This is a genomic window from Delftia sp. 11MD (genome assembly GCF_050907895.1).
In the GTDB taxonomy this organism is placed as follows: Bacteria; Pseudomonadota; Gammaproteobacteria; order Burkholderiales; family Burkholderiaceae_C; genus Comamonas; species Comamonas tsuruhatensis.
The window spans coordinates 1,567,328-1,586,929 of record NZ_CP194333.1 but is presented as its reverse complement, the minus strand read 5'-3'; the positions used below and the strand labels follow the sequence as shown (position 1 = coordinate 1,586,929).

The following is a 19,602-nucleotide window of genomic DNA, read 5'->3' as shown; positions in this document are numbered from 1 at the left end:
GCTTGCGGCTGCCCTGCCTGACCAGGATTTTCCAGAACTTGGCAAAGCGTCAAAACAGACGTCTGCTTTTCGCCATTTCGACGAAGATATTCATCAAACAGACATTCTCTTTCCTGGCGTATTCGCTAGAATGACTGCTCTTATGTTTGCCGCCCGCCCGTTCCTCCTGCTGAACATTGCACCCGCCGCCCAGGCTGGTGTGGCCGTGCGCGCAATCACATCCACAACCATTACGACAATCAAAGGCTGACCCAGCCCGGTTCGTCGTGCGCCCTCACCTGGCCCAGACGAGCCGGGCGACAACAGTCTTGATCCAGCACTGTTTTCACACTGAAAGGGCGTTTCAAAAATGAGCAAGCAATTGGTAGGCCTGGTGGGCTGGCGCGGCATGGTCGGCTCCGTGCTGATGGACCGCATGCAGGCAGAGGGCGATTTCGACCTGATCGAGCCCGTTTTCTTCTCCACCTCCAACGCCGGCGGCAAGGCCCCGGCCATGGCGAAGACCCACACCGAGCTGCGCAATGCCAACGACATTGCCGAGCTGTCCAAGTGCGACATCATCATCACCTGCCAGGGCGGTGACTACACCAAGGAAGTCTTCCCCCAGCTGCGCGCCTCGGGCTGGAACGGCCACTGGATCGATGCCGCATCGTCGCTGCGCATGGAAGGCGATGCCGTCATCGTGCTCGACCCCGTCAATGAAGGCCTGATCCAGTCCAAGCTCGCCGCGGGCGGCAAGAACTGGATTGGCGGCAACTGCACCAACTCCATCCTGCTGATGGGGCTGGGCGGCCTGTTCAAGGCCGGTCTCGTGGAATGGGTCAGCTCCATGACCTACCAGGCAGCCTCCGGTGGCGGCGCCAACCACATGCGCGAACTGCTCAAGGGCATGGGCGTGGTGCATGCGGCCGTGTCCGACGAGCTGGCCACGCCCGCCTCCGCCATCCTGGATATCGACCGCAAGGTGGCCCAGACCATCCGCACCGATGTGCCCACCGAATTCTTCGGCGCGCCTCTGGCCGGCGGCCTGATCCCCTGGATCGACGCACAGCTGGACAACGGCCAGTCCAAGGAAGAGTGGAAGGGCCAGGCCGAGGTCAACAAGATCCTGGGCACGGAGCAGACCATTCCCGTCGACGGCCTGTGCGTGCGCATCGGCGCCATGCGCTGCCACAGCCTGGCGCTGACCCTCAAGCTCAAGAAGGACCTGCCCCTGCAGGAGCTGGAAGCCATCATCAAGTCCGGCAACCCCTGGGTGAAGTGGGTGCCCAATGAACGCGCCATTACCGTCAAGGAACTGACGCCCGCCGCCATCACCGGCGGCCTGGAAGTCGGCGTGGGCCGCGTGCGCAAGCTGAACATGGGCCCCGAATACCTGTCGGCCTTCGTGATCGGCGACCAACTGCTGTGGGGCGCCGCCGAGCCGCTGCGCCGCATGCTGCGCATCCTGCTGGCCGCCTGAGCACCGCCGGCTTGAGCCAACACAAAAAGCGCCATGTCCTGGCCCGGGACATGGCGCTTTTTTCGGCTTTAAACCCTGTGCGATTGGGCACAATGCCCAAGTCTCTTGTCCCCTGACTGTAAGCGGTTGCCTACAATCACCGAAGATACATTGTGTTTCTTCTCGTTGCCGTTCGACAACAACTGGCAGCGTTCACCGGCAACCAGACGCTTGCGATCCTATAGCGTGGCCGACAATGCGACCCAAGCACCTTGGTATATGGCGTGCCATCTATCCCCGGGTAAATTTCAATTACATGTGCAAACGCGGGCATCCTCACAATAACAATAGTGCCCGCCCAATTGCATCCACACAGGTTTGACGCTTTATGCATCGTTGGAAACTCTCTGTGCTGGCCGCTGCGGCCGTCGTCTCGGTCGCACTGCCCGCCTCCGAGGCCTGGGCACTGGCTCTGGGCCGGGTGAACGTGCAATCGGCCCTGGGCGAGCCCCTGCGTGCCGAAGTCGAAATCCCCCAGATCACGGCGGCTGAAGCCGAAGGCCTGCGCGTGGGCGTGGCCTCTCCCGGCGTCTTCCGCACCCAGGGCATGGAGTACAACGCCACGGCCAGCCAGGTGCGCGTCAGCGTGCAGCGTCGCGCGGACGGATCGGCCGTGCTGCGACTCACAAGCACCCAGCCCGTCAACGAGCCCTTTGTCGATCTGGTGATCGACGCCAGCTGGGCCTCGGGCAACCTGCAGCGCAACTACACCCTGCTGCTGGATCCGCCCACCCTGCAAAAGCTGCCGCCTGCCGTGACGGCTGCGGCCCAGGCCTCCGCCCCCGAACCGGGCGCCGCACCGCGCCGCGCCGCGCCGGCCCCCTCGCCAGCTGCCGCAGGCAACACCGAGGAAAGCCGTCCAGCCCCTGCTCCGGCAGCCCCGCGCCGGAGCACCGCATCAGCCCGCGAGCGCGCTGCTGCAGCGCCGGCACCGTCCGAAGCATCCGAGGTCCGCATCAAGACCGGAGACACGGCCGGCCGCATTGCCGCCGCCCACCTGCCCGCAGGCGTTTCGCTGGACCAGATGCTGGTGGCCATGCTGCGCTCCAACCCCAAGGCCTTCATCAACGGCAATGTGAACCGCATGCGCTCCGGCGCCGTGCTCACCGTGCCTGACGAGGCCACGGCACAGGCCACCTCGCCGCGCGAGGCGCGCCAGATCGTTGCAGCCCAGTCCCGGGATTTCAACCAGTTCCGCCGCCAGCTGGCCAGCGCCGCACCGGCCGCGCCCGTGGCATCGGCCAATCGTGAAGCATCGGGCAGCGTCCAGGCCCAGGTCGAAGACCGCAAGCCCTCCACCGCCGCACCCGACAAGCTCACCCTGTCCAAAGGTGCTGTCAAGGGCGCGGAGGCAGACGAGCGCCTGGCCAAGCAAAAGCAGTCCGACGACCAGGCATCGCGCACGGCCGAACTGCAGCGCAACATGTCCGAGCTGAGCCAGATCGCCGCCGCCACCAAGCCCGCCGAAGGTGCTGCTGCAGCACCTGCCTCGGCAGCCGGCGGCACGGCAAACGGCGTGGCTGTGCCGGGCGCGCCGACCGTGCCTGCAGCGCCTGAAGCTGCAGCGCCCCAGACAACGCCCCCGGCCCCGGCGGCGCCTGCCGATGCAGCCGCTGCGGCCGCTGCCGCCACCGCTGCTGCTCCAGACGCCGCAGCCAATGCTGCCGGCCCGGCAGCGCCCGCGGCAGAAGCCGTGCCCGCCACGCCCGCTCCTGCCGAGCCGCCGAAGCCCAAGCCGGCACCCGCCCCCGTCGCACCGATCGCCGAGCCCAGCTTCATCGATACGCTGATGGAAGATCCCACCATCCCGCTGGCCGGCGCCGCCTTGCTGGCCCTGCTGCTGGGCTATGGTGGCTACCGCGTCATGCAGCGCCGCCGCGCTGCCGCAGCCTCCAGCGAAAGCGCCTTTGGCGACAGCCAGCTCGCCGCCGATTCCTTCTTTGGAGCCAGTGGCGGCCAACGCGTGGATACCGGCACATCGAGCCAGCTGTCGGGCACCTCCATGCACTACTCGCCCAGTCAGCTCGATGCCGGCGATGTGGACCCCGTGGCCGAGGCCGATGTCTACCTGGCCTATGGCCGCGACCTGCAGGCAGAGGAAATCCTCAAGGAAGCCCTGCGCACCGATCCCAGCCGCACCGCACTGCACCAGAAGCTGGCCGACATCTACGCCAAGCGCCATGACCGCAAGGCCTTCGAGGCCGTCGCGCAGACCCTGCACGGCCTGACCCAGGGCAAGGGCGTGGACTGGCAGCGCCTGGCCGACCAGGGCCGCATCCTGGACCCGGAAAACGCCCTCTACCAGCCTGCCGGCGCCGCGCCCCTGTCTGCTGCCGCCGTTGCCGGCGGCGCCGCAGCGGCAGCTGCCGGACTGGCGGCCGCCTCGCTGGCCAGCCGCCCCCTGGACATGGAGGCGCACCGCGAAGGCCCTGCCACCCTGCCCATGGACCTGGACATGGACCTCAACATGGACCTGCCCGGCGGCCTGGCCGACGCCAGCCTGCCCGCGCAGCACGCCAGCCCGCTGCCCGCACCGGCCCCCATGCCCAGCGAACAGGACTTCGCTGCGCTGGAGCCCACGCTGCGCGCACCACTGGAGCCCATGCAGCCAGCAGCAAGCGAGGCGCCTCGCATGGATCCCCGCGTGGAGCCGCCTGCTGCATCGCTGGACATGCCCGGCTTCCAGCCCACGGCCCACGCCTCGCTGACGGATGCCCTGAACCACAGCAGCGCCATGAGCGACATGCAGCCGACCGAGATGCTGCCGCTGGACATGCCCGTCACACGGCAGGTCACGGACAGCTTCCCGGCCACGGAACCTTCGCCCCTGACCGGCTCCACCACGGACGACAGCCACGCCAGTACCGATCTGCTGTCGCTGGACGCCATGGAGTTCAACCTGGAAGACCTGGGCACCGAGGCGCCAGCCCAAGCGCCGGCAGCAGCGCATTCGGGCGGCGTGCTGGAAACGGCGGCCAAGGCCAAGCCAGAACCGGCCGAATCGCTGGAATTCGACCTGGGCAGCCTGTCCCTGGACCTGGGCAATGACACTCCCACGGCCGCAACGCCGCCTTCGGCGCCCGAGGACCCGCTGGCCACCAAGCTCGCCCTGGCCCAGGAATTCAATGCCATCGGCGACAGCGACGGAGCCCGTACACTCATCGAGGAAGTGATCTCCGAGGCCCACGGCGATCTCAAGGCCAAAGCCCAGCGCCTCCTTGCCGAGATAGACTGAAGCCCGACGGCGCCTGCCCAGGCGCCGCGTGCCGGTTTCGCGTGACAGGGTGGTACATGCCACCATGGAAAACTGACAACTTGATGCACACCCAACCCATGCCGGAGGCCTCGCCATGCGCGTAGCCCTCGGCGTCGCCTACAACGGCCAGCGCTACAGCGGCTGGCAAAGCCAGCTGTCTGGCAACACCATTCAAGACCATCTCGAAGCGGCCCTGGGCCGCTTTGCCGCTCAGGAGGTCCACACCCTCTGTGCGGGCCGCACCGATGCCGGAGTGCACGGCCTCATGCAGGTCGTCCACTTCGACACGCCGCTGGACAGGGCCCCGTTCTCCTGGGTCCGTGGCACCAACACCTTCCTGCCGCCGGACATCGCCGTGCAATGGGCCCAGCCCGTACCCGACTCCTTCCATTCACGGGCCTGCGCCACAGCCAGGCGCTATGCCTATGTGCTGCTGCAGTCGCCCGTGCGGCCCAGCGTGGAGGCCGGGCGTGTGGGCTGGGTGTTCCATGCACTCAACGGTGACGCCATGCAGGCCGCCGCCCAGCACCTGCTGGGAGAGCACGATTTCAGCTCATTCCGCGCATCGGGTTGCCAGGCCAAATCCCCCGTCAAGACACTGCACCGCCTGTCCATCACCCGCCGCATGGCAGGCGACGGCGCCCAGATGGCCGCGGCCAGCTCCATGCGTCCCGGGGATGCAGCCATGGAATGCTGCTACTGGCGATTCGAGTTCGAGGGCAGCGCCTTCCTCCACCACATGGTGCGCAACATCATGGGCTGCCTGCTCGCCGTAGGCCAGGGCACACACGCGCCGCAGTGGATGCAACAGGTGCTGGAGGCGCGCTCCCGCGATGCCGCCGCGCCCACCTTCTCGCCGGACGGCCTGTACTTTCTGGGTCCCGTATACGATCCTTCATGGGGCCTTCCTTCGCGCAGCCCGGCCTATGATTGGCTCCCGTGAACGAGCAGGCCTTCCCCCATTCTTCAGCCCCCATGCAGCGCACCCGAATCAAGATCTGCGGACTCACCCGCGAACAGGATGTGGACGCAGCCGTGGCCGCCGGCGCCGACGCCGTGGGCTTTGTCCTCTACGCCCCCAGCCCGCGCGCCGTGACGGTGCAGCGTGCCGCCGAGCTGGCGCGGCGCCTGCCGCCCTTCGTGACACCGGTGCTGCTGTTCGTCAATGAAAGCGCCGCCAACGTGATGGCCGCCTGCGCCGCCATCCCGGGCGCCTGCGTGCAGTTCCACGGCGACGAGTCGCCCGAGGACTGCCTTGCCGCCACATCGGGCGGCACCCGCGCCTTCCTGCGCGCCGCACGCATTCCCCTTGGTCCCGACGCCGCGCGCTTCGACCTCGTAGAATATGCCCAGCGTTACTCGAAAGCCCAGGCCATACTGCTCGACGCCCATGTCGACGGCTATGGTGGTGGCGGAAAAGCATTCAATTGGTCACTCCTTCCACCAAACGTCGCCTCTCACCTCGTTTTGTCTGGTGGACTCACGCCTGCAAACGTGACCGATGGCATCTTGCAAGTGCGCCCGCGAGGACTCTCGCTGGCCGTTGATGTCAGTTCCGGCGTCGAGGCCGATGGTCCCGACGGCAAGCCCCTCAGGGGCATCAAGGACGCCGGCAAGATACACCGATTCATCGCCGCCGTGCGCGCGGCCGATGACCAACTTTTGCAGACAAGCCATGTTCGAATACCAGTACCCTGACGCATCTGGCCACTTTGGCCGCTTCGGCGGCAGCTTTGCCAGCGAAACCCTGACACACGCTCTGACCGAGCTGCGCGACGCCTACGCCAAGTACCAGAACGACCCGGAATTCGTTGCCGAATTCCAGTCCGAGCTGGCCCACTTCGTCGGCCGCCCCTCGCCCGTCTACCACGCGGCACGCATGTCGCGCGAGATGGGCGGCGCGCAGATCTACCTCAAGCGCGAAGACCTCAACCACACGGGCGCGCACAAGATCAACAACGTGATCGGCCAGGCCATGCTCGCCCGGCGCATGGGCAAGCCCCGCATCATTGCCGAGACGGGCGCCGGCCAGCACGGCGTGGCCACGGCCACCATCTGCGCGCGCTACGGCCTCGAGTGCATCGTCTACATGGGCTCCGAGGACGTGAAGCGCCAAAGCCCCAACGTCTACCGCATGCGCCTGCTGGGCGCCACCGTGGTGCCGGTGGAATCGGGCAGCCGCACGCTCAAGGATGCGCTCAACGAGGCCATGCGCGACTGGGTGGCCAACGTGGACAACACCTTCTACATCATCGGCACCGTGGCCGGCCCCCACCCCTATCCCGCGATGGTGCGCGACTTCCAGAAGGTCATCGGCGAGGAATGCCTCACGCAGATGCCCGAGTTCCTGGGCGCCGACCGCCAGCCCGACGCCGTGGTCGCCTGCGTAGGCGGCGGCAGCAATGCCATGGGCATCTTCCACCCCTATATCCCGTTCGAGAACACGCGCCTGATCGGCGTCGAGGCTGCGGGCGAGGGCCTGGACAGCGGCAAGCACTCGGCCTCGCTGCAGCGCGGCAGCAGCGGCGTGCTGCACGGCAACCGCACCTTCATCCTGCAGGACGAGAACGGCCAGATCACCGAGACGCACAGCATCAGCGCCGGCCTTGACTATCCCGGCGTCGGCCCCGAGCACGCCTGGCTGCAGGAACTGGGCCGCGCCCAATACGTGGGCATCACGGACCAGGAGGCCTTGGACGCCTTCCACTACCTGTGCCGCACCGAAGGCATCATTCCCGCCCTGGAGTCCAGCCATGCCGTGGCCTATGCCATGCAACTGGCCAAGACCATGCGCGCCGACCAGTCCATCCTCGTGAACCTGTCCGGTCGCGGCGACAAGGACATCGGCACCGTGGCCGATCTCTCGGGCGCCGACTATTACGACCGTCCCTCCATGCGCGGGCTCACGGTCAAGGGAGGAGCAGCTCAATGAGCCGCATCACCACGACTTTCACCAAACTTCAGGAAGATGGCCGCAAGGCCCTGATCCCCTACATCACCGCGGGCTTCCCGTTCGCGGCCATCACGCCGTCGCTGATGCACGGCATGGTGGAGGCTGGCGCCGATGTGATCGAGCTGGGCGTGCCCTTCTCGGACCCCATGGCCGACGGCCCCACCATCCAGAAGGCTGGCGACCGTGCCATCGCCAACGGCGTGGGCCTGGTGCAGGTGCTGGCCTATGTGCGCGAGTTCCGCCAGAAGAACCAGACCACGCCCGTGGTGCTGATGGGCTATGCCAACCCGGTGGAGCGCTACGACCAGATCCACGGCAAGGACCGCTTCGTGGACGATGCGGCCGAAGCCGGCGTCGACGGCCTGCTCATCGTGGACTACCCGCCCGAGGAGTGCGAGGCATTCGCCGCGCAACTGCGTGCGCGCGACATGGACCTCATCTTCCTGCTGGCACCCACGTCCACCACCGAGCGCATGCAGCAGGTGGCGCGCGTGGCCAGCGGCTATGTCTACTACGTCTCGCTCAAGGGCGTGACCGGCTCGGGCGCGCTCGACACGGCAGCCGTGGAAGCCATGCTGCCGCGCATCCGCGAGCATGTGAGCATTCCCGTGGGCGTGGGCTTCGGCATCCGCGACGCGGCCACGGCACAGGCCATCGGCCGCGTGGCCGATGCGGTGGTGATCGGCAGCCGCATCATCGAGATGCTGGACGGCCAGCCCCACGAAAAGATCGTCCCCCTGACCATCGACTTCCTGCGCGGCGTGCGCAAGGCACTCGACGCGTAGGTCGCATAATGCAGCCCTTGCATGCGGCCCGGTGCCGCATGCCCTGCGCCTGAAAAGGAAACACCATGTCCTGGCTTGAAAAACTCCTGCCTGCCAAAATCCAGCAAACCAACCCTACGGATCGCCTCCAGCAGATCCCCGAAGGTCTGTGGATCAAGTGCCCGAGCTGCGAGACCGTGCTCTACAAGGCCGATCTGGAGAAAAACCAGAACGTCTGCCCCAGCTGCAGCCACCATCACCGCATCGGCGCGCGCGCCCGCCTGAACCATTTCCTGGATGCCGAAGGCCGCTATGAGATCGGCCAGGAAGTCATTCCTGTCGACGCCCTGAAGTTCAAGGACAGCCGCAAGTACCCCGAGCGCCTCAAGGAAGCGCTGGAGAACACCGGCGAGACCGATGCCCTGGTCGTCATGGGCGGCGCCATCAAGAGCGTCAACGTGGTCGCAGCCTGCTTCGAGTTCGAATTCATGGGCGGCTCCATGGGCTCCGTGGTCGGCGAGCGCTTCGTGCGTGGCGTCGAGACCGCCATCGAGCAGAAGGTCCCCTTCATCTGCTTCACCGCCACCGGCGGCGCGCGCATGCAGGAAGGCCTGCTGAGCCTGATGCAGATGGCCAAGGCCAACGCCGCGCTCACACGCCTGGCCAAGAAGGGCCTGCCCTACGTCTCGGTGCTGACCGACCCCACCTTCGGCGGCGTCTCCGCCAGCTTCGCCTTCGTGGGAGACATCGTCATTGCCGAGCCCAAGACCCTGGTCGGCTTCGCCGGCCCGCGCGTGATCGAAACCACGGTGCGCGTGAAGCTGCCCGAAGGCTTCCAGCGCGCCGAGTTCCTGCAGGACAAGGGCGCCGTGGACATGATCGTGGATCGCCGCGAGCTGCGCGACCGCATCGCCGCATCGCTTGCCATGCTGCAGCGCCTGCCGGCCGACGCTGTTCAGTAAAGCCTCGCGCAAACACAAAAAAGCCGCCGCAGGTGGGTGCCTGCGGCGGCTTTTTCACGTCCGGGAAACTGGGGAAATCAGGCCAGCAGCATCAGGCCCGAGCCCTGGATATAGCCCAGCACCATCAGCGCAATCTGCAGCAGCACCAGGGCCACCAGTGCCGACAGATCGATACCGCCGATCAGGGGCACGATGCGGCGAATGGGCCGCAGCATGGGCTCGGACAGGCGCTGCAGCACGCCGTACATCGGCGACTGCGGCTGCACCCACGACAAGATGACATAGATCAGCAGCACGCCCACCATGCCCGACAGCGCCACGCGCGCCAGGCCGCACAGGGCCAGCCACGGCAGGGCGACCACATTGGACTGCCCGCCCATCAGCAGCCACAGCAGCACGAACTGCAGCATCTGCAGCAGGAAGGCCGCGATCAGGCTGGACATGTCCCAGCGCCCGGCCGGCTTGATGACGCGGCGCAGCGGCATCACGATCCAGTCGGACAGCGCAAACACCAGCTGGCCGACCGGGTTGCCGAAGGGAATGCGCTGGGCCTGCATGTACATGCGCAACAGGCAGACGCCGGTCAGCAGGCCAACGACCACGTCGAGCAAAAAGGAAACGATCTGAAAAAGCATGGCGTTGTAGGACTGCGAGAGGAAGATCGGACCACGGCCAGCCGGCCTTGGCACAGCATGGGATGATAGCTGCCGCATCCCGCCCATCACATGACCGCCCATACCGCACTGCACTCCCTGCCGCTTTTCCCCCTGGGCAGCGTCCTTTTTCCCCAAGGCCTGCTGAGCCTTCGCGTCTTCGAGGTCCGCTACCTCGACATGATCCGCAAGTGCGAGCGCACGGGAGCCCCCTTCGGCGTGGTGGCATTGCAGGCCGGCAGCGAAGTGCGCAAGGCCGGTGCGGCCGCCGAGCAGCTGCATGCCGTGGGCACGCTGGCACGCATCGTCCAGCTGCAGCAGCCCCAGCCCGGCCTGCTGCACCTGCAGTGCGAGGGCACGCAGCGCTTTCGCATGCAGGATCACCGGCAGCTGCCCCACGGCCTGTGGGTGGCCGATGTGCAGTTGCTGCCTGCCGACACCGCCGTCCCCGTCCCCGATCACCTGCTCGCCACGGCCCAGGCCCTGGCCCAGGTGCTGATGCAGCTGCACGCACGATCCACCGACGCCGACCATGCCCGGCTGCCCAGCGCCGAACAGATGGGCGACTGCGGCTGGGTGGCCAACCGCTGGACCGAGCTGCTGCCCCTGCCCGTGTCCATCAAGCAGCAACTGATGGCCTTGGACAGCCCGCTGGTGCGGCTGGAGCTGGTGGCGGATGTGCTGGAACGCAGCGGCATAGGCAATTCGCAGGGGACGGCGCCCGGCCCCCCGCCCGCCGCGCACTGACGAATTGGCGGTCCTGCGGCGTCATACCGCAGCAAGGTCCGGCACATTGACGGCACCACGCACCGAAAGCGCGGCAAAAAACTTAAAATCGCGGATTCAGCCCGCCAGCTGCGGGGCCTGCCGGTGGCATTTGCTGCTGCCGCTGCATTTTCCAGCCCTTCCCGCCTGGCTTTTTTTCGGCTTTCCCCGATTTCCCCCTCCGGCTTTTTTCCGGCCCCTCGGCGTTTTGCGCTGGCGCTCATTGTCATGACCGAACACAACACACCATCTGCAGCGGACCAGACCGCTCCCCAGGACGAAAACCAACTCATCGCCGAGCGCCGCGAAAAACTCAAGGCCCTGCGCGAACAGGTGCGTGAACAGGGCGGCGTGGCCTTCCCCAACGACTTCAAGCCGGCCGACCGCGCCGAGGCCCTGCAGCAGGCCCATGCCGACAAGAGCGCCGAGCAGCTCGACGCCGAATCCGTGCAGGTCAGCCTGGGCGGCCGCATGATGCTCAAGCGCGTCATGGGCAAGGCCAGCTTCGCCACCATCCAGGACGGATCGCTGGGCCCCACGCACGGCCGCATCCAGCTGTACATCACGCGCGACACCGTGGGCGAGGAGGTCTATGCGGCCTTCAAGCGCTGGGACCTGGGCGACATCCTGGGCGCCGAAGGCACGCTGATGAAGACCAAGACCGGCGAGCTGTCGGTCAAGGTGCAGACGCTGCGCCTGCTCACCAAGAGCCTGCGCCCCATGCCCGACAAGTTCCACGGCATGGCCGATCTGGAGCAGAAGGTGCGCCAGCGCTACGTGGACCTGATGATGGACGAGCAGGCCCGCCGCCGCTTCATCGCGCGCAGCAAGGCCGTCTCGGGCATCCGCGAATTCATGGTGGAGCATGGCTTCCTGGAAGTGGAGACGCCCATGCTGCATCCCATTCCCGGCGGCGCCAACGCCAAGCCCTTCGTCACCCACCACAACGCGCTGGACCAGGAGATGTACCTGCGCATCGCGCCCGAGCTGTACCTCAAGCGCCTGGTGGTCGGCGGCTTCGAGCGCGTGTTCGAAATCAACCGCAACTTCCGCAACGAAGGCATCTCGGTGCGCCATAACCCCGAGTTCACCATGATGGAGTTCTACGCGGCCTACTGGAACTACCGCGACCTGATGGACTACACCGAGGCACTGGTGCGCGACGCCGCGCAAAAGGCCGCGGGCACGCTGCAGCTGACCTACGGCGGCAAGCCCGTGGACCTGTCCCAGCCCTTCCAGCGCCTGACCATTCCCGAGGCCATCGTCAAGTTCACCGAAGCCGGTGACAAGGTGGCCGACCGCGAATGGCTGACCAATGCCCTGCGCAAGCTGGGCATGACGGAAGAAAAGGACCGCCTGTCCACCCGTACCCTGGCCAGCCTGCAGGTGCTGTACTTCGAGGAAGTGGTCGAGGAAAAGCTCTGGCAGCCCACCTTCATCATGGAGCACCCCACCGAGATCTCGCCGCTGGCACGCGCCAATGACGAGCGCCCCGAAGTCACCGAGCGCTTCGAGCTGTACATCACGGGCCGTGAATTCGGCAACGGCTTCTCCGAACTCAACGACGCCGAGGACCAGGCCGCGCGCTTCAACGCCCAGGTCCAGGCCAAGGACGGCGGCGACGACGAAGCCATGTACTTCGACCACGACTTCGTGCGTGCCCTCGAGTACGGCATGCCCCCCACGGGCGGCTGCGGCATCGGCATCGACCGCCTGATGATGCTGCTGACCGACAGCGCCAGCATCCGCGACGTGATCCTGTTCCCCGCCCTGCGCCGCGAACAGTAAACCCCCGGCATCCAGCGCCTGCGCGCATGGCCAACTGAAGCCGCCTGCGTTCCCTTGGGAGCCAGGCGGCTTTTCCCTATACTGGCTCGCCATGCACATCCCCACCTACTGGGCGCAGGCGCGCCTGCGGCATGAAAGCCGCCCCACCCACGGCATCACCGTCCAGCGCTGGGGATGGTCCGACACCAGCCAGGAGGCTGCCCAGGCCCACGCCCAGGAGCGTGCCGCCAAGGCCCTGCAAGACGCCCGCAATGCGGCGCTACCCCCAGGCGAGCCGCGCATGGAATGGAAGAACGAGTACGCGCTCGACGGCGTCACCACCCCCATACGCGAAGAAGTCCTGCAGCGCCGCGACGGCACGGTGATGACGCGCAACAGCTACGGCGCCCACTGCCTGAACACCGAGCGCGTGGCCATCGCCGATATCGACCTGCCCGAGCCGCCCAGCGCTGTGCGCTTTCCCGTCGTGACCCTGCTTTTGCTGGCTTCGGCCGCCACCTGGCTGGCCCGGCTGGCACCGCACAAGAACAATTCGAGGATGGTGGCCACGGCGCTGGTCGTGCTGCTGCTGTTCCTGGCCATGCGGCGCGTGCAGCGCTGGTGGGAGGCGCGGCAGGCGCGCCGGCGCGCGGCCACGGACTCGCCGTCCGCACGCGCCATGGAGCGCGTACAGGCCTTCCACCAAAGCCATGCCGACTGGGGGCTGCGCGTCTATGAAACGCCCAAGGGCCTGCGTGTCATCGTCACGCATACCGATTTCGCACCCGACGACCCTGCCGTCGCGCAGTTGTTCGACGCCTTGCAGGTGGACCCGCTCTATGCCCTGCTGTGCGAGCGCCAGCAGTGCTTTCGCGCCCGCGTATCGGGCAAGCCCTGGCGCATGGGCCTGACCGGACTGTCCACCTCGCTGCGCCGCTGGCCCCAGCCCGAGCAGACGCGGCAAGAGCGCCGCCAGTGGGCGCTTGCCTATGACGAAAAAGCCCAGGGCTTTGCAGCTTGCAGGCTGCTGCAGCAACTGGGCAACCCACGCCTGTGTGCGGCCGCCGACGCCTTCGTGCAATGGCACGACGAAGCCAGCCGGGCCCGCACGGACCTGCCCCTGGCCTGAAGAAAGCCGGGCATCCACAATCGCACACGAATACAACGACCGACTTACACTGGCGCCACCCCCATGCCGCGTACTGCGCAGCCCCCTGACCCATTTCTGGTCTCACAACCCTGAAGGCCATGCCCGCTGCCCCACCACCTTCGCCCACCGACAGCACCGACTCTCCCGCCATCGAGCCCACCGGAGCGCGCTTCGCCAAGCCGACGGACGAGGCATCGCCGTTTTGCGTGCTGGTCGTGGAAGACCAGGCCTCGGTACGCACCAGTCTGGTCAGCGAGCTGCTGCATGCGGGCGTGACCCGCGTGCTGGAGGCTGCCGATGGCCCCAGCGCCCTGGCACTGTTCCGCGAGCAGCGCCCCGACCTCGTGCTGCTCGACATCCGTTTGCCGGGCGAGGACGGCTACTGGGTGGCCCGCCAGCTGCGCGAGGCCGAGCCGGGCGAGTGGACGCCCGTCATCTTCCTGTCCGGACTGGACAATGACCTGGACGTGTGGCGCGGCATCGAGGCCGGAGGCGACGACTACCTGGTCAAGCCCGTCAAGCCCATCGTGCTCGTGGCCAAGCTGCGCGCCATGCGCCGCCTGCTGGACATGCGCCGGCGCCTGGTATCGCTGTCGGCCGAGCTGCATGAGGCCAACCAGAAGCTCAACGAAATGGTCGAGCTCGACCAGCTCACGGGCCTGGTCAACCGCCGAGGCTTCGACCGCATCCTGCATGCCGAGATCGCCTCGGCCCGCCGCGAGGGCCAGCCGCTGACGCTGATGCTCTGCGACCTGGACCATTTCAAGCGCTACAACGACACCTATGGCCATGTGCATGGCGATGAATGCCTGAAACAGATAGGACGCCTGCTGCGCGAGGTCTGCGTGCGCCCGCGTGACGTGGCGGCGCGCTATGGCGGCGAGGAATTCGCGCTCATCCTGCCGCGCACGCCACGCTCGGGGGCCATGACGTTCGCGCGTGCCGTGGGCCAGATGCTGCGCGTGCTGCGCATACGCCACCCCGACTCACCCCATGAATCGGGCCTCACGCTGTCGGGCGGCATCACCACCTGCGTCCCCGACGAATACACCAGCGCCGAAGCCATGCTCATGCGCGCCGACCAGGCCCTGTACGCGGCCAAGGCGCAGGGGCGCGACCGCTTCTTCAGCTTCGAGATGCAGATGGACACGGTGGAGCAGCGCCGCACCTGACTGCCGGGCCTTGCGCCTGCGCTTACGATCGCAGCTCAATGCCGGGCGCGCGCAAGCCGCGCATCCGGGTCCCGAAAGCGGATTCCTGTTTCCTGAATGTTTGAAGTTATGCGTCGTTTTCAAGCGCACCTGCCCACCTGGATGCAGGATTGGCTGGAGTTCATCATCCCCGGTGCCCAGATCCTGCTGATCATCGGCGCGGCCTGGCTGCTCAATCGCCTGGTTCGCCGGCTGATCGCACGCGCGGGCCGGCACTACGGCCTGCCGCCGGAGCTGCTGGTGCCGCTGCGCGGCGTGTTCCGCTGGATTCTGATTGCCGCCACCGTGCCGCTGGTACTGGAGCGCCTGGGCGTCTCGGCCACCGTGCTGTGGACGGCCTTCACCGGCTTTGCCACCGTGGGCGCCGTGGCCTTCTTTGCGGCCTGGAGCGTGCTGTCCAACCTGTTCTGCGCCCTGCTCATCGTCATCGTCGGGCCCTTTCGCCTGGGCGACTACATCGAGGTGCTGGACACGGCCGAAAAGCCCGGTGCCAAGGGCCGCGTGATCGACATCAACATGCTCTACACCACCTTGCAGGATGCCCATGCGCCCGATGGCTCGCCCAATCTGCTGCAGATCCCCAACTCGCTGATCTTCCAGCGCGTGGTCCGGCGCTGGAAGGGGGGCCTGGGCGCGGATGGCGAGCATGCCAGCCATGGCGAGGAGGAGCGCGCCATCCGGCTGACCACGCCGCATGATGCCCAGCCCTCGCAGCCTCCCATGCACACGACCAACTAAGGCCGGCACCCCATGAAAAAAGCCGCCGCCCGGCAAAGGGACGGCGGCTTTGTCATTGGGCAGCGCCTCAGGGCTTGCGCGGCCGGACCTTGCTGGCGGCCAGCTTGGCGTTGGTGCGCGCCTGCTCCACATCCTGGGCGCGCGCCAGGGCCACGCCCATGCGGCGCTTGACGAAGCTCTCTGGCTTGCCAAACAGGCGCAGGTCCGTGCCCGGCACGGCCAGGGCCTCGTCCACGCCGTCGAACACCAGGCCTTCGGCATCCTGCCCGCCATAGATCACGGCGCTGGCGCCGGGGTTGCGCAGCGAGGCATCCACGGGCAGGCCCAGAATGGCGCGCGCATGCAGCTCGAACTCGCTTTGCCACTGCGTGGCCAGCGTGACCAGCCCCGTGTCGTGCGGGCGTGGCGAGACTTCGCTGAACCAGACCTGCTCGCCCTTGACGAACAGCTCCACGCCAAACAGGCCCAGGCCGCCCAGGTCATCGGTCACCGCCTTGGCGATGTCGCGCGACTTCTGCAGCGCCGCCGGGTGCATGGGATGGGGCTGCCAGCTTTCCACATAGTCGCCGGACTGCTGGATGTGGCCGATGGGATCGCAGAAATGCGTCTGCACCTGGCCGTCCGCACCCTTGGCGCGCACCGTGAGCTGGGTGATTTCGTAGTCGAAGTCGATGAAGCCTTCGACGATCACACGGCCATGGCTCACGCGGCCGCCGGCCATGGCGTAGTCCCAGGCCTTGGCCACGTCGTCCGGGCCGTCCAGCTTGCTCTGGCCCTTGCCCGAGCTGCTCATCACGGGCTTGACCACGCAGGGAAAGCCGATGGCGGGCTGGCCATCCGTGCCGTCGATGGCAGCCTGCAGTTCCTGCTGCGAATCACAGAAGCGGTAAGGGCTGGTGGCCAGGCCCAGCGTCTCGGCGGCCAGGCGGCGAATGCCTTCGCGGTCCATGGTCAGGCGCGCGGCGCGGGCCGTGGGGATCACGGTGACCACGCCTGCCGCTTCCAGCTCTTCGAGCATGGGCGTGGCAATGGCCTCGATCTCGGGCACGACCAGGCCGGGTTTCTCGGCCTCGATCAAGGCCTTGAGCTGGGCCGGATCGCTCATGGTGATGGTGCGTGCGTGGTGGGCCACCTGCTGACCGGGCGCGTTCTCGTAACGGTCCACGGCAATGGTTTCCACGCCCAGGCGCTGCAGCGCGATCAGCACTTCCTTGCCGAGTTCGCCGCTGCCCAGCAGCATGACTTTGGTGGCATGGGGGGAGTAAGGGGTTCCAAGGGTGGTCATCTGCGCGTCCGGTGAGCCAGGCAGAGCCTGGGCAAGATAAGAAAGAGAGGGAGGCAGGCCTGCACGGCCCGCAGCAGCCCCCGATCATAGGATGCCGACACAGGCGCCGCCTACAAACCCAGCGCCTGCGCGAGGTTGCACCGCGCCCGCGCCTCCAGCCGTTGCCGGAACCAGTCAGTGCAGTAGATGGCCTCGCGCTGCATGAAGCCCTGCAGCACCTCGCGGCGCTTGGCGCGGTACAGCGGCAAGGGCACCCATTCGTACTCGGCCCGCACCTGCAGCTCGTATTCGGAAAACCGCAGAGGGTCGGCCGCCAGAATGCCCAGGTCGGTATCCACCAGCAGTTGGGCGTCGATTCCGGACGGCTGTGCCGCGTGGCAGGTCGCCATGATCAGGCCGTGCACGCGCCCGGCCACCTCCGCCGGCAGGCCCTGCCCGCGCACCACGGCCACGGCCCAGTCGGCGCTGCGCGCCTCGTTGTCCTTGGCCTGGGTTTCGTAGACGGCATCATGGAACCAAAGCGCCAGCGCCACCTCGCCGGGGTGCGCGGCCAGGCCCAGCGCCGGCTGCAGCAGGCCCAGGGCCTCGCCCAGATGCTGCAGCGTGTGGTAGTGGCGCTGGGGCTCGCTGTAGCTTTGCAGCAACTCGGCCAGCACAGGCGGCGGAGCGCTGGCACCCAGTGCGGACCAGGCGCTATCCCAGGACGCCTGCCAGGTCTGCAGCGATGCATCGTTTGCGCTGGGCATTTCGGCCCCTGGTCCAACCTGGGTCATCGCCTGCTCCTTGGGTCTTCAGAAGATGCCGGGTGCCAGAGCCCGCAACGGCGCACCCGCCGGTGACAGCAGCCAGGCCAGCAGGCCGCAGTTGATCCCCACGGTGATCCAGAACACCAACTGGAACGAGGCCTTGCTGGACTTGTGCCGCAGCAGCCCTTGCGCGAGCAGCGCGCCAGGCCAGCCGCCCAGCAGCGCCAGCAGGTGCAGACGGCCTTCGCTGGTACGCCAGCGGTCGTGCACGGCGGCGGACTTGTCGAATCCGTAGACCATGAAGGTCACCAGGCTTGCCGCCGCATACAGGCCGAACAGTGCCCAGGGCATGCGGCCAATCCAGGCAACGGCCATCAGCACGCAGAAGAAGGCAGCGGCCAGCCCCACTGCCACCTGGCCTCGCACAGTTGACTGAGGCCGCGAGGACATGCCGGCACGGCGTCGCCGCGCAGGCTGCGGATGGCCGCTCCTGGACTCGCCAATGAAGGCGACATCCTGGGCGCGCCATTTCCCCTGGGCGTTGCGGCCGGGCACGTAGCTGACGCGCTCGCCGCCCTCGGGCCTGCGGCGGCGATCGGTGAAGGACTTGATGTGGACAAAGACCGGCGCCCCGCCGCCATCGGGCTCGATGAAGCCGAAGCCCTGCTCGTCCTTCCAGCCGGTGATGCGCCCCTGTTGCCGCATGGCGGGCTCAGTGGCGGCCAGCGGCGGCCGGCGACGCAGCAGGCTTGCGGGGCTCGCCCAGGCAAATGCCTATGTCGCGCGCCATGGTGAGCAGGCCGTGGTCCAGCGGCACGGTGCGCTGGGTGTTGGCCACGCGTGAGATTTCCACGCTGCCGATCTGCCCGCCCTGCAGCGTGACCATGCGCCCAAAGCCGCCGGACAGCACCAGCTGCGCCGCATGGTGGCCGTACTGCGTGGCCAGCACGCGGTCAAAGGGAGTGGGGTCGCCCCCGCGTTGCACATGGCCCAGCACCGTGGTGCGCACCTCGCTCCTGAGATGGGGCTGCAGGCGCTCGCGCAGCACATGGCCGACGCCACCCAGGCGTACGGGGTCCGGGCTTTGCTCTATGCGCTCACGCACCGTGAGGCTGGCACCGCTTTCCTTGGCGCCCTCGCCGATGCAGATGATGGTGTAGCGCTGGCGCTGCTCGCGCATGCGGCAGAAATCCACGATGGCCTGCAGGTCGTAGTCGATCTCGGGCAGCAGGATGACGTCGGCCGCACCGGCAATGCCGGCCTCCAGCGCCAGCCATCCGGCATGGCGCCCCATGGTCTCGACGATCATCACGCGGTGGTGGCTGTTGGCTGTGCTCTCGATGCGGCGCAGCGCCTCGGTGGCCGTGGCCACGGCGGTGTCGAAACCAAAGCTGCGCTCGCAGTTGGCAATGTCGTTGTCGATGGTCTTGGGCACGCCCACGCAGGTCAGGCCCACCTGTTCGGCCAGGCCATGCGCCAGGCTCATGGTGCCGTCGCCGCCGATGGCCACCACCACGTCCAGTCCCAGCGCCCGGACGTTGCGACCCACATGCTCCAGCGTGGTCTCATCGCGCAGAGGATTGGCGCTGTTGCTGGTGCCCAGGATGGTGCCGCCCACATGCAGGATGCCCGAGACCTCGTCCCAGCCCAGGGGCTTGACGCCGGGCGGGTCGAGCATCAGGCCCTCGAAGCCGTCGGCAATGCCCAGCACCTCGCACTGGCCGTGGTTGATCAGGGACTTGGTGACCGCACGGATCACCGCATTCAGGCCGGGGCAGTCGCCACCTCCGGTCAGCACGCCAACGCGCATGGGAAAACTCTCCTGTGAAAACACTTGGCGTGCGCGTCCTC

At 67.3% G+C, this 19,602-nt stretch carries 17 protein-coding genes; 12 read left to right on the top strand and 5 right to left on the bottom strand.

The annotated features are described in order from the left end of the window. Positions 1-349 precede the first annotated feature (349 nt). The 7 genes from asd to accD all read left to right on the top strand — a co-directional run bounded on the left by asd (position 350) and on the right by accD (position 9,436). A complete protein-coding gene (gene asd / locus ACRSCF_RS07140) occupies positions 350-1,462 on the top strand; it encodes an aspartate-semialdehyde dehydrogenase (protein WP_034363802.1) in 1,113 nt (370 codons plus the stop codon). 367 nt (positions 1,463-1,829) lie between these two features. Beyond that, positions 1,830-4,736 carry a FimV/HubP family polar landmark protein gene (locus ACRSCF_RS07135; RefSeq protein WP_244387895.1) on the top strand — a complete coding sequence of 969 codons (2,907 nt, stop codon included), beginning with the start codon at positions 1,830-1,832 and terminating at the stop codon, positions 4,734-4,736. 115 nt (positions 4,737-4,851) lie between these two features. Then, positions 4,852-5,700 carry a tRNA pseudouridine(38-40) synthase TruA gene (gene truA / locus ACRSCF_RS07130; RefSeq protein ID WP_016447767.1) on the top strand — a complete coding sequence of 283 codons (849 nt, stop codon included), beginning with the start codon at positions 4,852-4,854 and terminating at the stop codon, positions 5,698-5,700. Between the two features lie 32 nt (positions 5,701-5,732). Beyond that, positions 5,733-6,455 (top strand): phosphoribosylanthranilate isomerase, encoded by a 723-nt coding sequence (locus ACRSCF_RS07125; protein WP_016447768.1) that lies wholly within the window; start codon positions 5,733-5,735, stop codon positions 6,453-6,455. Then, positions 6,433-7,689, top strand: a complete 1,257-nt coding sequence (gene trpB, locus ACRSCF_RS07120; protein WP_016447769.1) for a tryptophan synthase subunit beta — start codon at positions 6,433-6,435, stop codon at positions 7,687-7,689. Before ACRSCF_RS07125 ends, trpB begins: the two co-directional genes overlap by 23 nt. Continuing rightward, positions 7,686-8,495, top strand: a complete 810-nt coding sequence (gene trpA, locus ACRSCF_RS07115; RefSeq protein WP_016447770.1) for a tryptophan synthase subunit alpha — start codon at positions 7,686-7,688, stop codon at positions 8,493-8,495. The genes trpB and trpA overlap by 4 nt, the downstream gene beginning before the upstream one ends. Before the next feature lie 65 nt (positions 8,496-8,560). Beyond that, entirely contained in the window at positions 8,561-9,436 is an 876-nt protein-coding gene (gene accD / locus ACRSCF_RS07110; protein WP_016447771.1) for an acetyl-CoA carboxylase, carboxyltransferase subunit beta, read from the top strand. 77 nt (positions 9,437-9,513) lie between these two features. Here accD and ACRSCF_RS07105 read toward each other — a convergent pair whose 3' ends face one another. After that, positions 9,514-10,071 (bottom strand): YggT family protein, encoded by a 558-nt coding sequence (locus ACRSCF_RS07105; protein ID WP_016451188.1) that lies wholly within the window; start codon positions 10,069-10,071, stop codon positions 9,514-9,516. 90 nt (positions 10,072-10,161) lie between these two features. Between ACRSCF_RS07105 and ACRSCF_RS07100 the strand changes: the two genes are divergently transcribed. The 5 genes from ACRSCF_RS07100 (at position 10,162) to ACRSCF_RS07080 (ending at position 15,720) form a co-directional block, all read left to right on the top strand. Next, positions 10,162-10,836, top strand: a complete 675-nt coding sequence (locus ACRSCF_RS07100) for an LON peptidase substrate-binding domain-containing protein (protein ID WP_017405349.1) — start codon at positions 10,162-10,164, stop codon at positions 10,834-10,836. Between the two features lie 246 nt (positions 10,837-11,082). Continuing rightward, positions 11,083-12,642 (top strand): lysine--tRNA ligase, encoded by a 1,560-nt coding sequence (gene lysS / locus ACRSCF_RS07095; RefSeq protein ID WP_034363804.1) that lies wholly within the window; start codon positions 11,083-11,085, stop codon positions 12,640-12,642. A gap of 91 nt (positions 12,643-12,733) precedes the next feature. Continuing rightward, positions 12,734-13,750 (top strand): hypothetical protein, encoded by a 1,017-nt coding sequence (locus ACRSCF_RS07090; protein WP_126310807.1) that lies wholly within the window; start codon positions 12,734-12,736, stop codon positions 13,748-13,750. A 119-nt stretch (positions 13,751-13,869) separates the two neighbouring features. After that, positions 13,870-14,943, top strand: a complete 1,074-nt coding sequence (locus ACRSCF_RS07085) for a GGDEF domain-containing response regulator (RefSeq protein WP_016447776.1) — start codon at positions 13,870-13,872, stop codon at positions 14,941-14,943. Between the two features lie 108 nt (positions 14,944-15,051). After that, positions 15,052-15,720, top strand: a complete 669-nt coding sequence (locus ACRSCF_RS07080; RefSeq protein ID WP_170962006.1) for a mechanosensitive ion channel family protein — start codon at positions 15,052-15,054, stop codon at positions 15,718-15,720. 67 nt (positions 15,721-15,787) lie between these two features. Here ACRSCF_RS07080 and purT read toward each other — a convergent pair whose 3' ends face one another. The 4 genes from purT to ACRSCF_RS07060 all read right to left on the bottom strand — a co-directional run bounded on the left by purT (position 15,788) and on the right by ACRSCF_RS07060 (position 19,561). Beyond that, a complete protein-coding gene (purT, locus tag ACRSCF_RS07075; RefSeq protein ID WP_046239857.1) occupies positions 15,788-17,005 on the bottom strand; it encodes a formate-dependent phosphoribosylglycinamide formyltransferase in 1,218 nt (405 codons plus the stop codon). A gap of 110 nt (positions 17,006-17,115) precedes the next feature. After that, on the bottom strand, positions 17,116-17,778 hold the full coding sequence (locus ACRSCF_RS07070) for an HD domain-containing protein (RefSeq protein ID WP_244387894.1): 663 nt from the start codon (positions 17,776-17,778) through the stop codon (positions 17,116-17,118). A gap of 18 nt (positions 17,779-17,796) precedes the next feature. After that, the gene (locus ACRSCF_RS07065) at positions 17,797-18,456 is read right to left on the bottom strand and encodes a DUF1294 domain-containing protein (RefSeq protein ID WP_046239855.1); all 660 of its coding nucleotides are present in this window, start codon (positions 18,454-18,456) and stop codon (positions 17,797-17,799) included. Positions 18,457-18,463: 7 nt separating this feature from the next. Further along, positions 18,464-19,561 (bottom strand): 6-phosphofructokinase, encoded by a 1,098-nt coding sequence (locus ACRSCF_RS07060; RefSeq protein ID WP_034363808.1) that lies wholly within the window; start codon positions 19,559-19,561, stop codon positions 18,464-18,466. Positions 19,562-19,602: the final 41 nt, after the last annotated feature.